Source organism: Ignavibacteriota bacterium, from assembly GCA_019637995.1.
GTDB lineage: Bacteria > Bacteroidota > Ignavibacteria > Kapaibacteriales > UBA2268 > JANJTB01.
Genome location: JAHBUQ010000001.1, coordinates 823176 through 838435, shown reverse-complemented (window position 1 = coordinate 838435; position 15260 = coordinate 823176). Strand labels below are relative to the sequence as shown.

Below are 15260 nucleotides of genomic sequence, written 5' to 3'. Positions count from 1 at the left end.
ATTCATAATTTCAATTTGTTAATCTTTAAAGTTTAATACAATTTATTTTCAGTTTACACTTTTTAAGTAATTTATAAAATATTATTAGAAAATAGTATGAGTGATGTTAATATTCTTATAATCGGAGCAGGGGTAGTTGGTCTTGCAATTGCAAGTAAATTGTCTCAAACTTATAGTTCAATTGCTGTAATTGATAAATATAATCGCTTTGGAAAAGAAACATCATCAAGAAGTAGTGAAGTAATCCATGCCGGTATTTACTACCAGCCTGGCAGCTTAAAATCGGTGTTATGCCTAAGAGGTAACGAGCTAATATATGATATTTGCTTGAAAAATAATATTCCTCATAAAAATTCTGGAAAATTATTAATTGCTAATGATGAAAAAAGTATTGAAAAATTGAATGGATTATTTAATTTAGCAAAATCAAATGGTGCAAAAGATTGCAGAATTATTGATTTGGATGAAATAAATTCTTTTGAGCCAAACATCAGAGCTAAAAAAGCAATTTATTTTCCTAGTTCCGGGTATGTTGATTCTGAGTCACTGATGTCATTTTTTGAAAACAATTCCATTAGAAATGGTGTTTCATTTTTATACAATCAGGAAGTTATTGGAATTACAAAATTGTATTCAGGATTTGTTGTAAAAGTAAAATCAGGTTCAGACATTTATGAATTCACGTGCGATATTTTAATAAATTCAGCAGGTTTGCAGAGTGGGGAAGTATCAGCTATGGCAGGTCTTGATTTGCCGGAATATAAAATCCATTATCATAAAGGGATTTATTTTCGTGCCCTTAGAAAACTGGAGTTATATCCTGAGATGCTGATTTATCCGATACCTCCGGAAGAAGGCTCTGTTGGAATTCATACAACACCCGACTTAAATGGAGGGATGAGATTAGGACCCCATTTTATTTGGTCTGATAAAATTGATTATTCTGTTGATGATAGTTTTCATGAGTTATTTTATAATGAAGTGAAGCTGTATCTGCCTTTTTTAGAGTATAATGATATAAAATCAGATATGAGTGGTATAATGTCATCAGTTCAAAAGCCATATGAGAAAGCCCTTAAAGATTTTATTATACTTAATGAAATTGATAAGGGCTACTCAGGTTTGATTAATCTCATAGGTATTGAATCACCGGGGTTAACTGCAGCACCGGCTATTGGAGAATATATCAATGATATAATCAATCGAATTAATGAATAAATCAAATTGCTGAGTGTGAATCAATATCAATCTTCATCATAACACCCTGATGAGATATGTTTAACTTAAAGTCAAGCAGAGTAGTTCTCAACATTTTTCTAAGTTTTGAACCTGATTTATCGTTAGCTTTATTATTTTTGATAATAATCAGTCTTCTGTGATTATTATTCAGCTTAGGCATAGCAGGTAATATAGGACCTAATATTTCAGCAAAATCTATATCTTTTGGAAGTAAACCCTCAAATGCAGAAGCATAATTAGACACAAGATTTTCTTCCTTACCATAAAATTCAATTATAACAAATCTTGCATAAGGTGGATAATTTGCGGCTTCTCGTATTTTTATTTCACTATCATAAAAGCCTTTATAATCAGCATTTTGAGCATATTTAATAGCGCTGTTATCTGGTTCAAAAGTCTGAATGAATACTTCTCCAAGGATAGCTTTATCTCTACCTGCCCGACCGGATACTTGTGTGAGGAGCTGGAAGGTCCTCTCAGCAGCTCTGAAATCAGGTAGATAAAGCTGAATATCAGAATTAATAACACCTACTAAGGAAACATTTTTGAAATCAAGTCCTTTAGCAATCATTTGAGTGCCAACTAAAATATCTATCTTGCCTGATGCAAAATTTTGAAGAATGCGTCTTTGGTTGCCTTTTTTTGATGCAGTATCCATATCAAGTCTTGATACATTTGCACTAAATCCCTCATTTTTGAGATTATTGAATATATCATCTTCGACACGCTGAGTTCCAAATCCCACAATTTCGAAATGTGAACTATTACATTCGGGACATTTCGTGGGGGCTTTTGTCTGAAAGCCACAATAATGACATTTCAGCTGGTTCTTGCTCTTGTGGTAAGTTAGTTTTATAGCACAATTTTTACATTGAGGAACATGACTACAATCAGTACACCGAATATTTACAGAAAAACCTCTGCGGTTCTGTAAAATCAAAGTACCCTTGTCATTGGAAAGATTTTCCTTGATTTTATCGTACAAAACTTTTGATACCATAGACTTAGACTGCCCTTTTTTCATTATATTAAGCATATCAACTATGGTTACTTTAGGAAGTAAAGCTCCATCAGCTCTTGAGTTTATTTCTAAAAGTGTATATTTTCCTGTTTGAGCATTATACATAGACTCAAGCGATGGTGTTGCCGAACCCAAAACAACAGTAGCATTTTCAAAAACTCCCCGAATAACAGCAGCATCTCTTGCGTTGTATCTCGGAGCCGGTGAATCCTGCTTGTATGAAGATTCGTGTTCTTCATCAACAATGATAATACCTAAATTATTAAATGGAGCAAAAACAGCAGATCTCACCCCAAGAGCTATACGAACTTTTCCGGTATGAATTTTTTTCCATGATTCATATCTTTCTGCATCAGTCATACGGCTGTGCAACAATGCAATCTGATGACCGAATGTAGCAGAAAATCTGTCTATTAACTGAGGTGTCAGAGATATTTCAGGTACAAGTACAAGAGCTGATTTATTTTGCTCAATCGCTTTTTTAATCAAGTGAAGGTAAATTAATGTTTTACCACTTCCGGTTATTCCATGCAATAAATATGTATGGTTTTCTCCTTTTTCGATAGACTCGGCTATAATCTTGTAATTATTTTCCTGTTCAGTTGTCATTTGCAAAAATGATTCATCTCCCTTGCCAAGGCTATTTTTTTCATCATAAGCTTTTTTGGGAGTCTCAATTTCAATTGTTTGCAAATAATTCTTATCTATCAAAAACTTCAGATGTGAGTGATTGCTTTGGGTAGATGTAAGTGCCGCTTTAACTATAGGATAATCATTATCTTTATTTTTCATGAAGACATAACTGAATAATCGGGAACGGATCGGAGAGCCGGATTCAAGTTTTTCCATAACAAATTTCAGTCTTGCTTCATCATTGTAAATATGTCGTGAAACTTGCAGACATTTAATTTTTTTCATTGCTGCTTCCCTCTTGAGGACTCGCTTGATTTCAAGGAATCCCAAACGTTCAAGAGCATATAAAGCTGAATGTATATTTTTGTTGTTTAGATTTCTTTCTATAGTTGATATTGTAACGGGGTCTTCCTGATTCATAAGGTAATTGAGGAGTTCAGCCCTAAGCGGGCTTCTGTGGCGCATACGAATAATTTCATAAGAGCCCGGAACTTTCAACACCTTTATTTTAATAGTAGTCTCAGGCGACATTGAAGGAGGTGTAGCCGCTTTGAGTGTTTCTCCCCAAGAACACATGTAATACTCAGATATCCACCTAGTCAACCTTAGCATACTCTCAGTAAAGGTTGGAGAAATGTCAAGTATTTCAGATACTTGCTTTAATTCGCGCATTACTGATAAATTCTCATCAGATACAATTATCCCTGTTAGAACTCTGGAACCAAATTCTACCAGAACTCTTTTACCGATATAATCAACCTCATCATCCGGTATAGTATATGTGTACAGCTGGTCAGTTGGTACCGGAACTGCTATTTTAACTGCCTTACTCATCAAATCCGAAATTATTTATTAAAACCAAATTCTTTATTAATTTTTCCGTCTTTACAATTGAATATGTAAACTTTTTAATTTGAATTACGTTTATACTAATGTAAAATTGAAAAAAACTTTTTAGTATTATTATAGGATACAAAAATATGAGTAAATTTTGGATTTTAATAATTGTTTTTTTAACAATTTTAAATTCTTGCAATTCCGAGCATAAACTACATAGTAACGGTGATAATATTGCAAATGATGTGTATCTGTCACAAAATAACAATTCTAATAATAGTAAAACTCAAAATTATGAATTGATTAAAGCTAATGATGAGGTATATAATTCAAGACAAAATTCAATTACAAAAGCTGTTTCGGTTGGAAGTCCTGCAATTGTTGGGATTAATGTTACTGAAGTACGCCAGTATATTGTAAGAGATCCGATTTACGACGATCCATTTTTCAATCAATTCATGAGACGATTTTTTGGAGACAATTCTAATAGATCCCGCAGAAGCCGTGAATACGAAGTAAGCGGATTAGGCTCAGGATTTATTATTTCACCGGACGGGTATATATTGACAAATCACCATGTTGCAGGAAATGCCAGTAAAATAGTAGTAACAATGACTGATGGTTCAAAATATGATGCTGAAATAATTGGCTCTGATATGGTATCTGATGTTGCTCTACTTAAAATTAAAGGCAAAAATTTACCTTATTTGAAGCTTGGCAGATCAGATGATTTAATTATCGGAGAATGGGTAATTGCTTTTGGAAATCCATTCGGTTTGTTCGATAAAAATGCTAAACCAACTGTAACTGTCGGTGTTGTTTCAAATAATAACGTAAATATTCTACATGAAGACCAACCATTTAACAGAGTTTACAAAGGAATGATACAAACTGATGCAGCAATCAGTTCGGGTAATTCAGGTGGTCCACTTGTAAATTCCCTTGGTGAAGTTATCGGAATGAATACTATCATATACTCAACTTCTCAAGGCAGACAAGGTGCAGGAAGTATAGGTATTGGATTTTCTATTCCTATAGACAGAGTAAAAGAAATAATGGAAATTCTTAAAGCGAATAAAACCATTGACAGAGACTTTTATACAGGAATTGAGCCTAGACAGCTTGATGAACAACTTGCCAGAATGATAAAAACAGACATTAATGACGGTGTCGTGGTTTTCGGTATGCAGAGGAATTCACCAGCAGAGAAAGCAGGATTTGAACTTGGTGATATAATAATTGAAATTAATGGTAATAAAATTAATAGGATTGAAGATTATTTAATTGCTGTTGGTGATAATAAAACAGGAGATAAACTTATTTTCAATATTAATCGTAACGGTAAAAGTATTATCAAAAATCTTATTTTAGAAAGTAATCCAAGGCGATAAAGTGTCTGAACAAAATCTTCTCAAAGCAGAAAATTTAATAAAAAAATACAAGAAAAGGGTAGTAGTTAAAGGCGTTAGTCTTGAAGTCAAACAAGGTGAAGTTGTTGGTCTTCTCGGTCCAAACGGGGCTGGGAAGACCACATCATTCTATATGATTGTAGGAATGATTAAACCAAATGAAGGTGAAGTTTTCTTTAATGATGAAAAAATTACCGGTAAAGCTATGTTTAAGCGTTCGCGCCTTGGAATAAGTTATCTACCGCAAGAACCATCAGTATTCAGAAAAATGTCTGTAGAAAATAATATCAGGGCTATTCTTCAGTTGCAAAAGATGAATTCCAAGCAGCGAAAAGAAAAACTTGAAAGCTTAATAATGGAATTTGGACTCAATCATATCAGAAAAAGTAAAGGATATATGCTCTCAGGAGGTGAAAGAAGACGTTGCGAAATAGCAAGAACACTGGCATCGAGTCCAAAATTTGTTCTTCTTGATGAACCTTTTGCAGGTATTGACCCTATTGCTGTCGAAGACATTATGAAAATTGTACTCAAGCTAAAAGAACAAAATATCGGTGTGCTGATAACTGACCATAATGTGCATGAAACCCTTTCGATAACTGACAGGGCTTATATTTTGATTGATGGCAATATTTATATTTCGGGTACAGCAGAAGATATTGCAAATAACGAACAAGTCCGCAAACTTTATCTTGGTGAAACTTTCAAGTTAGAAAGATATGGTACTGTTTCAGAAAATCTAACAGAAGATTTCATTCCTGATTAGTTTTAACATCCATACCGGCAAGTATTCCGCCATCAATAGTCAGCTCAGTACCGGTGACATAATTCGATTCATCGCTAGCAAAGTATAATGCTCCGTACGCTACATCTTCTGGCTTTCCAAATCTGCCGAGCGGTATTCCTGATTCAATTTGTCTTATGAATTTATTCCTTTGCTCTCCTTCACCGAGCATAGCATCCCACATTGGGGTCATAATTGCAGCAGGATGAATGCTATTGCATCTGATATTATATTTTTTATCTGCGCAATATAATGCTACACTTTTTGTATGATTTCTGACTGATGCCTTGGAAGCAGCATACGCAACAGCACCTGAAATACCAACCATTCCGCTTCTGGATGATATATTAATTATACTACCACCATTTTGTTTCATCAATTTGATGGCATATTTACAACCGAGCATAGTGCCTGTTGAATTAACTTTGTTCACTTCGTCCCAACTTTCTATACTAACATTTTCTGCATCAAATGGTCCATTTGTTTCTAAAAATCCCGTAATACCGGCATTATTTACCAAAATATCCAATCTGCCAAATTTATGAAGAATATAGTCAGAAACTTTTATCCAGTTGTTCTCATCACGAACATCCAAAGTTATATATTCACAATTATTTCCAATTTCATTTACTGCTTTAATGCCTAAATCATCTTTTATATCAGACAATACAACATAAGCATTTTCATTTTTAAATATTTCTGCGATTGACTTACCAATTCCTCTTGCAGCTCCTGTAATCAGAGCAATTTTATTGTTTAATCTGTTCATAAAAAATAAAAAAATAATTTATAAAATAAAAATTACGTAATAATGTTACTATTGTTTCACAATTACAGTCATTTTATTCATTATTATATCAATGAAATTGATTATATTTGCATTCTTTATCTATTATAATTGGTAAAATTTTATATGAGTTTCTTTTCAAAGTTAAAAGAAAAATTCACCGAAAAGGTTGACAAAGTACAAGAAAAAGTAAGTACGGTAATTTCCCAAGCAGGAAATGCTATTAAATTTGATAAGATTAAAGACGGTCTTCAAAAAACCCGTGTTAGTTTTATAGACAAATTTCAAGCTCTATTAGGTTCAGGCAGAAAGATTGATAATAAACTTATTGAAGAAATCGAAGAAATATTAATTACTGCTGATATTGGCGTTGAAACTGCAGAGCAGATTATTTCAAAAATGAAGCTTCGGGTCAAAAAAGAGGGATTTGAAGAAGCAGAAGATTTATATAATATTCTGAAAGAAGAAATCCATGAAATACTTCTTAAAACACCTTCAGCAGCCAATGACTCAACTTATTCTATTGATGAAAGCAAAAAACCTCACGTGATTATGGTTATTGGTGTCAATGGAGCCGGTAAGACAACAACAATCGGTAAATTAGCACATAATTACAAAAAAGCCGGTAAAAATGTAATCATTGGAGCAGCTGATACTTTTCGTGCTGCAGCAAATGAACAGTTGGAGGTTTGGGCACAGAGAGCAGAAGTAGATATTATTCAACAATCTCAGGGTTCTGACCCTGCAGCTGTTGTGTTTGATACTTTGAAATCAGCAATCTCTAATAAGAAAGATGTTGTAATAATTGATACCGCCGGAAGACTTCATAATAAAGTTAATTTGATGCAGGAGCTTGAAAAACTAAGTCGTGTTATGAAAAAGCATAAATCTGAAGCACCGGATGAAGTATTTTTAGTATTGGATGCAACAACAGGACAAAATGCAGTCATGCAGGCTAAGGAATTTATGAAAGTAGCACCAATCACCGGAATTGTACTTACAAAACTTGATGGCACTGCTAAAGGCGGCGTCGTAATTCCTATTGCAAGCGAGCTTAAAATACCTGTTAGATATATCGGAGTAGGTGAGAAAATTGATGATTTGCAGGTTTTCGACCCAAGTTTGTTTGTTGAGGCACTATTTGGACTTAATGAGGACGAAATTTCAGAAATGGAGTAACCTTATATGCAAATTATCAAAACAGTAAACGAAATGCAGAAAATATCATTTGAAAATAAGCTGAAAGGCTTCAAAATAGCTGTAGTACCAACTATGGGCTTCCTGCATGAAGGACATTTAAGTTTAATTAGAAAAGGCAAAGAGGTTGCTGATATTGTGATTACAACATTATTTGTAAATCCAACTCAATTTGCTCCAAATGAGGACTTCAGCAAGTACCCGCGTGATTACGACAAAGATTTCAAACTATGTGAAGAGAATGGCTCAGACTATATATTTTTCCCTGAGGTCAATGAGATGTACCCTAAAGGATTTAATACATCTATATTGATACAGGGAGTTACAGAAAAATTTGAGGGAGAGTTTAGACCTACTCATTTTCAAGGAGTTGCAACTGTGGTTGCTAAGCTGTTTAATGCAACGATACCTCATTTTGCTATTTTTGGACAGAAGGATTATCAACAGACACTATTATTAAAAAAGCTCAATGATGATTTAGATTTTGGAATAGATATAATTATAGCACCTACTATCAGAGAAAAAGACGGTTTGGCTATGAGTTCGAGAAATACCTACTTACCGGAGGATTTAAGAAAAAAAGCCGGAGTTCTATTCTTTGCTATGGAAGAAACCAGAAAAATAATTGCTAAGGGCGAAACAAATAGGAAGATAATTAATACCACGTTGCAAATGACTTTAAGAACTGTGCAGGAAATTAAAATTGATTATGCAGCAGCAGCATTGGCTGTTAATCTTTATGAACCTGAGCATTTTTTTCCGGGGGATGAGATTGTCTTGCTTTTAGCTGTTCATCTTGGTAAAACAAGATTAATTGATAATATGATAATAAAAATTCCTTACAGACTTAACGATGATAATTTTATTAAGTCTTAAATTATTGTTACTTTTGAAAAAATATATATGTTAAATAAATAAACGATAAAAGAGATATGGCAGGTCATAGTAAATGGGCAAATATTAAACATAGAAAAGGCAGACAGGATGCCTTAAGAGGAAAAATTTTCACAAGATTAGCTAAAGAAATCACAGTCTCAGCAAGAGAAGGTGGTGGCGACATCGCTGCAAATCCGAGACTACGTCTTGCTGTGCAGAATGCAAAAGCTGTAAATATGCCTAACGAGAATATCACAAGAGCAATAAAAAAAGGTACAGGGGAAATTGAAGGTGTGCAATATGAAGAAATCACTTACGAAGGTTATGCTCCGTATGGTGTAGCAATCATACTTGAAACTGTAACTGATAAAAAATTAAGAACTGTTGCTGAAGTTCGTGCGCTTTTCGGAAAACTTGGCGGGAATATGGGTGAAACAAATTCTGTTGCATGGAATTTCGAGCGAAAAGGTGTGGTAAATATTAAAACAAACGGCAAAAGTGAAGAGGAACTTCTTGAACATGTTCTTGAGTCCGGTGCCGAAGATATGGAATGGGATGAGGAAGTTACAAGAATTGTTTGTCAGATGGCTGATTTTGGTATTGTAATGAAATATTTTGAAGAAAATAATTTTGAAATTAGTGAGGGTAAACTGGAGTATATTCCTAAGGATTTAGTGAATATATCTAATCCTGATGAAGCTCGCAAGATATTGAAATTTGTTGATGCTTTTGAAGAACAGGATGATGTTCAGAATTTATATCACAATTTTGAAATTGATGACTCGATTGCAGACCAAATTGAATAAATTGAATTATAATTTTAATACAAATTAAATGATGTTGAATATTTATCACTAAGTTTTAAAATGAAATTATCCTTAAATTGGCTTAAAGAAATTATTGATTTTGAAATGACACCTGAGCAATTGGATGCGTCCTTGACAATGCTCGGTATCGAAGTAGAAGGAATTGAAAATCCTGCAAAAAAGCTCGATGGTTTTTTTGTAGCTTATGTTAACGAAAAACAAAATCATCCGGATGCCGATAAATTATCTGTCTGCCAGGTTACTATTGGTGGCGATGATTTGCAGGTGATTTGTGGTGCACCAAATGTTGACAAAGGTCAAAAAGTTGTTCTTGGAACATCAGGTGCAATAGTTCCATCTGCAGGCTTTAAACTTGAAAAGAGAAAAATAAGGGGCATCGAATCAAATGGAATGATTTGCAGCCAAAAAGAACTGGAACTTGGTGAAGATGAGTCAGGAATATGGGTGCTTCCATATGATGCTCCTGTGGGTAAGTCTTTAGCTGAATATTTAGGCGTAAATGATGTTATATTCGAAATATCTGTTACTCCAAACAGAGCTGATTGCCTTAGTCATATTGGAATTGCCCGAGAGATTGCAGCCCTGAATGGTAATAAATTAAGAATGCCCGCAACCAAAAATATACCTCAAACAGGTAATATTGAAAATTATATTTCAGTTGTAATAAAAGATACTGATAAATGTCCGCGTTATACTGCAAAATTAATAAGAAATTGCAAAATCGGTGAATCACCTGACTGGCTTAAAGCAAGATTGCAATCTTTAGGGCTTAGACCGATCAACTCCGCTGTTGATGTAACAAATTTAGTATTAATGGAATCAGGTCAGCCACTTCATGGTTTTGATTTTGATAAACTTTCCGAAGGAAAAATTATTGTCAAGTCTGCTTATTCGGGGGAGAAATTTATTACTCTTGATGGAAAGGAACGAGTCCTTGACAGTGAAATGCTTATGATTTGTGATGCAGAAAAACCCATAGCAATAGGTGGTGTGATGGGGGGTGAAAATTCTGAGATTACTGATGCAACAACTAATATTTTGATAGAATCAGCATATTTTAATCCATCTTCGATTCGTAAAACTTCTAAAAAACTTGGTCTTCAAAGTGATTCTTCTTACAGATTTGAAAGAGGAGTTGATTTTCAAAATGTACCATTAGCTTCAATGCGAGCAGCTGAACTTATAGCAGAGCTAACCGGAGGTGAACTAATAACAGGCATGATTGATGTTTATCCTGATAAAATTGAACAACAAAGTGTTAATTTACGATTTGAGAGAGTTAGAAGGATTATTGGAATAAACATAGATGACGATACGATTTTGAATCTTCTCGGCAGACTTAATTTTAAGATAATTAACTCTGAAGACGGAACTGTTACAATATCGGTTCCAACTTACAGAGTTGATATTTCAATGGAAATTGATTTGATTGAAGAGATTGCGAGACTTTATAATTATGACAATATTGAGTCAGATTTTAGTTCTCAGATTAATTTTGGTCTTCATAGAATAGTTAAAGAATTATCATCTCCAAGTTTGAGAGGTTCCCTAAGAAATCATTATGTGAATGCTGGATTTACTGAGATACTAACTCAGAACCAAATTGACCCAAAATCAATCGAACTCAATGGGGTGGAGGCTGTTAAACTTTCGAACCCTCTTGGTGAGGAACTTTCATTATTGCGTACCAGCTTGATAAACTCCATGCTGAAAGTTATTAACCATAATATCAGAAATGGGAGCAAAAATTTAAAACTATTCGAAATTGGAAAAGTTTTTGAGAAAACTGATAATCAAAACAGTTTTATTCCGGGAATTTTGGAAAATGAAAAATTAATTATTGCTTTAACAGGTGAAAATATTCCTTTACAATGGGCAGCGCAGCCGAATGATTTCGATTTTTATGATATTAAAGGTTGTGTTGAAGAATTTTCTGAAATTGTTTCTATAAATGGTTTAAAAATAAAGCAACTTGAAAAGCATAATTTACTTTCTCCAAATTCACTTACATTATATTTGAAAAAGGTATTAATTGGTTATTTCGGTGAAGTCAAAAAATCTGTTTTGAAACATTATGATATTGAGCAAAAAGTATTTATTGCTGAAATCAATTTAAGCGAAATTTATAAATCGGCTGAATTCCTCAAAACGTATCAGCCTATAAGTCATTTCCCCGCAATAACCAGAGATTTGGCTTTTATTTTAAGCAATGATATAGCCGCTGGTGACGTACTGAGTTCTATTAAAGAATCGGGTGGAAAATTTCTTCAGGATTTAGTTCTTTTTGATGTTTATCATGGTCAGGGAATTGATGATAACAGCAAGAGTCTGGCATTTAATTTGACTTTCAGAGCAATTGACAGGACATTAAAGGAAAATGAGATTGATGAATCCTTGAATAATATTATTAATAAAATTGAATCCAAATATTCTGCGCATTTAAGAAAAAATTAATTTAGGAATAAAATTATGGCTGAAAATTATCTTGATGAAAAAATGAACAGTGGAATTAAGCCACTTGTAGATAAATTGAGTGAGTTAGTGGAATTTTCTATGGAAGAGCTAAATAAGCTTAAGGATAAAAATGATGAACTCATCAGTCGTAATTCAATTCTTGAAAAATCGCTTGGAGATAAAGACAGCGGATTTTATGAATTAGTTAATCAAAAATCCGAGCTTGAGAGTGAAATTCAATCCCTGAAGAAAAAAAATCAGGAATTTGAAAGTATTATATCAGATAGTGGAAATGCAACTAAACAACTTGAAGATAAAGAAATTGAGATTGATAATCTTAAACAGAAGTACAATGATTTAGAACACAAATTTGCACTTGTCAATGAAAAAGCTGGATTTGTTACAGCATTGGATAAAGAGCTTAACGACGAAAGACAAAAGAAAGCTTCTCTACAAATTATGATTGACAATCTTGAGAATGAACTCAAACAACTTAAGCCTGTTGAAAAGAATTTATCAATAGTAAGTAAAGAGTTAGCTCATAAGAATATAGTATTAAATGAACGAGCTATTGAAGTTGAAAAACTTAAAGATAAGATTGCCAATTTAGAGAATACAATCTTCAAGTTGTCTAATAATCACTCTGACTTGGAAAAAGAATTTGAGACCATTAAAAATGAATATCAGAAATATCAAGTTGATTATAATATATTATTGAAAAATAATGAAGAATTAACTCATACTAATAATCAGAATATCGAAAAACAGGCATTTTTAAGTGGTAATATTGAGAATTTTTACAAACCTGAAATAGAAAAATTTAACGCAGAAATATCATATTTAAAATCTGAAAATGAAAAATTATTAAATCAACTTAATGAATCAATTGCAAATTATGAAGATTACAAATTAGAATCAGACGAGTTGAGAACAAATTATGAGTACAATAAAAAAGAATTAGATAAACTTATCCAAACAATTGAAAAATATGATAATAAACTAATAGAAGCTAATGAAACAATTTCTCAATTTATGGCTTCATCTGATGAAAATTCTAACATTATTGATAATAGATTAGCAATTAAAGATATTGAAATTAGAGCACTTACATCTAAAGTAGAAGAGCTTGAAAATAGACTTAAAGATGTTGATAACACAAATTTAACTAACAATATTACAGATGAATTAACTATAAAAATTAATGAGCTAAATCATTTAATTGACACCATTAAAAAAGAGAATTCAATACTTATTTCTGATTTAGAAACAAAAGAAACACAAATAAATATTTTCAAAACTTCAATTGATGAAAACCTTTCAAAAATTGATTTATTGAATAATGAATTAGAATTTTCCAAAAAGTCGCTAAACGAATATGAAATTTCTAAAGTCAATTTTGAATCCAAACTCAATGAAGCTACACAAGAATTGGATAGTTATCGAAAGGAAATAGGTGAATTGAATGGCGAATTATCATCAAAAGATGATAATATTAATGAACAACTTAGAAAAATTGAAGAGCTAAAGCAAATTATATCAAATTTATCTGAGCAAATTATTTTAAAAGATAAAGAGATAATAAATATCAAATCTAAAGAAAATGATTTATTTGGATTGATTGACAATTCCGATGTATATTCAGAGCAAATTGACAAATTAAATGAACTTATAACAATTAAAGACAATACTATCCATGCACTTGAACTTTCATTAAATGAATTAAATGGTAAGTTCACAATATCAGAGGTCAATCTTAATCAATCACGTGAAAAAATTGCAGACCTTGAAGATTTACTTAAAACAAGGTATGAGCAGATAAATATTCTCGAAAAAGAGTTGAATGAGATTATTTTAGTAAAAGGTGATATTTCAGCCAAAAGGGTGGACTTGATTGCCAGGATAGATTCTTATATAGCAAAAATTGATTCTAAACTCACAAAATTAAATTAGATATTATTGCTTATGATATTTTTGTAAACTTTGTGCCCAAAAATTGAGAAATTCTCAAAGTATCCTGTGTACCATTGCATTAAAGAGGCACCTGCGTCAAGTGTTTGTTGTACGTCTTTTGAATTTTCGATGCCCCCGGTTCTAATTATATGGAACTCATTTCTTGTTTGTAGGGACTTGAGTATCCGGGCAGCTTTAATTGTAAGGTTTAAAGATTTTGCAGCTATTAATTTTCCACTAACTCCACCACCGAAATTTTCAGTAAAATATTTAAATGATGTCAATTCTTTTGGATTAATAAATTCCATATAATCTTCATAAGATATAGAAGTGTTCCCTAAATTAATACCCGAAAATCCCATATCAATAAGCATTGGAATTAATTCATCAAGAAGTTCCGGCTTGGTATCCACTGAATATTTTACAATGAGTGGAACTTTACTATTTGATTGAGAGATAAAATTATCTTTAATATACTCAAGCCTATTTATCATTTCATTATCAAGTCCGGTTTCTGAATTATTGTCATGGTGAGGAACATTCGGGCAACTCTCGTTAAGCTCAATGAAGTCAGCTCCGGATTGGTGTAGAATTTTCATACCTTCAACTAAATTTTTTAAAGCTAGTGCACCTGAATCACCTGGATCTGCACTTACACTAACACCTACAGGACATCCTTTGATTTTCTCAAACCTTTTGATTTTTCCGGCAAGTGCAATGTGACCATCATTCGGAAGACCAAGCCAGTTAAGAGCTGATTTAGTCCTTGGAAGAGATAAAAAAGGATGCAAAATATCGAATTTTTTGTTGCCTGCTCTGGGGTTTGAAGTTGATGTACCTGCAAGCCATGCGCCGGCACCTTCCAATGCCGACATTTGATATCCGTTACCCGATTTAAACATTCCTGCTGCATTAAAAATTGGGTTGTTAAATTCTATATCCCATAGCTTGACAGGTTTTTTCCAATTCTCAATGTCTAAATTTCGAGGTTCATCATTCGATAATCTGTAAAGAAAATCACGTCTGGCTCTGGAATAGAAATCAATATAAAAACCCGGAGACATCAATGATGCTATGGGTCTGAACAGTCTGTCAATTTTTGCAAGATTTTCGGATAAACTCATTTTTTTTTTTTAGTTTGATTAATAACACAAAAATACATTTTTTTATCCAAAAGTTAGTTAATTTTACAAAAATTTTATAATAAGTATAAAATTTAGTTGTATTTGTTATGCTTTTAAAAAAA

11 protein-coding genes are annotated in these 15260 nt (G+C 32.7%); 8 read left to right on the top strand and 3 right to left on the bottom strand.

The features are described from left to right. Positions 1 to 96 precede the first annotated feature (96 nt). Complete coding sequence (locus KF896_03250) at positions 97 to 1218, top strand: NAD(P)/FAD-dependent oxidoreductase (protein ID MBX3042711.1); 1122 nt, start codon at positions 97 to 99, stop codon at positions 1216 to 1218. A 1-nt stretch (position 1219) separates the two neighbouring features. Here KF896_03250 and priA read toward each other — a convergent pair whose 3' ends face one another. Further along, positions 1220 to 3727, bottom strand: a complete 2508-nt coding sequence (gene priA, locus KF896_03245; protein MBX3042710.1) for a primosomal protein N' — start codon at positions 3725 to 3727, stop codon at positions 1220 to 1222. 146 nt (positions 3728 to 3873) lie between these two features. On the opposite strand from priA, the gene KF896_03240 reads away from it, so the two are divergent. Next, positions 3874 to 5121, top strand: a complete 1248-nt coding sequence (locus KF896_03240; protein MBX3042709.1) for a trypsin-like peptidase domain-containing protein — start codon at positions 3874 to 3876, stop codon at positions 5119 to 5121. A gap of 1 nt (position 5122) precedes the next feature. Beyond that, entirely contained in the window at positions 5123 to 5905 is a 783-nt protein-coding gene (gene lptB / locus KF896_03235) for an LPS export ABC transporter ATP-binding protein (protein ID MBX3042708.1), read from the top strand. Here lptB and KF896_03230 read toward each other — a convergent pair. After that, positions 5892 to 6692 carry an SDR family oxidoreductase gene (locus tag KF896_03230; GenBank protein ID MBX3042707.1) on the bottom strand — a complete coding sequence of 267 codons (801 nt, stop codon included), beginning with the start codon at positions 6690 to 6692 and terminating at the stop codon, positions 5892 to 5894. The genes lptB and KF896_03230 overlap by 14 nt on opposite strands. A 144-nt stretch (positions 6693 to 6836) precedes the next feature. Here KF896_03230 and ftsY point away from each other — a divergent pair, with 144 nt between their 5' ends. Genes ftsY through KF896_03205 form a run of 5 tightly spaced genes read left to right on the top strand, consistent with a single transcriptional unit; the run spans position 6837 to position 14014 of the window. Next, on the top strand, positions 6837 to 7889 hold the full coding sequence (ftsY, locus tag KF896_03225) for a signal recognition particle-docking protein FtsY (GenBank protein MBX3042706.1): 1053 nt from the start codon (positions 6837 to 6839) through the stop codon (positions 7887 to 7889). A gap of 6 nt (positions 7890 to 7895) precedes the next feature. Further along, entirely contained in the window at positions 7896 to 8783 is an 888-nt protein-coding gene (panC, locus tag KF896_03220; GenBank protein MBX3042705.1) for a pantoate--beta-alanine ligase, read from the top strand. Positions 8784 to 8839: 56 nt separating this feature from the next. After that, entirely contained in the window at positions 8840 to 9589 is a 750-nt protein-coding gene (locus KF896_03215) for a YebC/PmpR family DNA-binding transcriptional regulator (GenBank protein ID MBX3042704.1), read from the top strand. 60 nt (positions 9590 to 9649) lie between these two features. Next, the gene (pheT, locus tag KF896_03210) at positions 9650 to 12064 is read left to right on the top strand and encodes a phenylalanine--tRNA ligase subunit beta (protein MBX3042703.1); all 2415 of its coding nucleotides are present in this window, start codon (positions 9650 to 9652) and stop codon (positions 12062 to 12064) included. A gap of 15 nt (positions 12065 to 12079) precedes the next feature. Continuing rightward, a complete protein-coding gene (locus KF896_03205; protein ID MBX3042702.1) occupies positions 12080 to 14014 on the top strand; it encodes a hypothetical protein in 1935 nt (644 codons plus the stop codon). Here KF896_03205 and KF896_03200 read toward each other — a convergent pair. Then, entirely contained in the window at positions 14011 to 15138 is a 1128-nt protein-coding gene (locus KF896_03200) for a hypothetical protein (protein MBX3042701.1), read from the bottom strand. The two genes, KF896_03205 and KF896_03200, sit on opposite strands and share 4 nt — an antisense overlap. Positions 15139 to 15260: the final 122 nt, after the last annotated feature.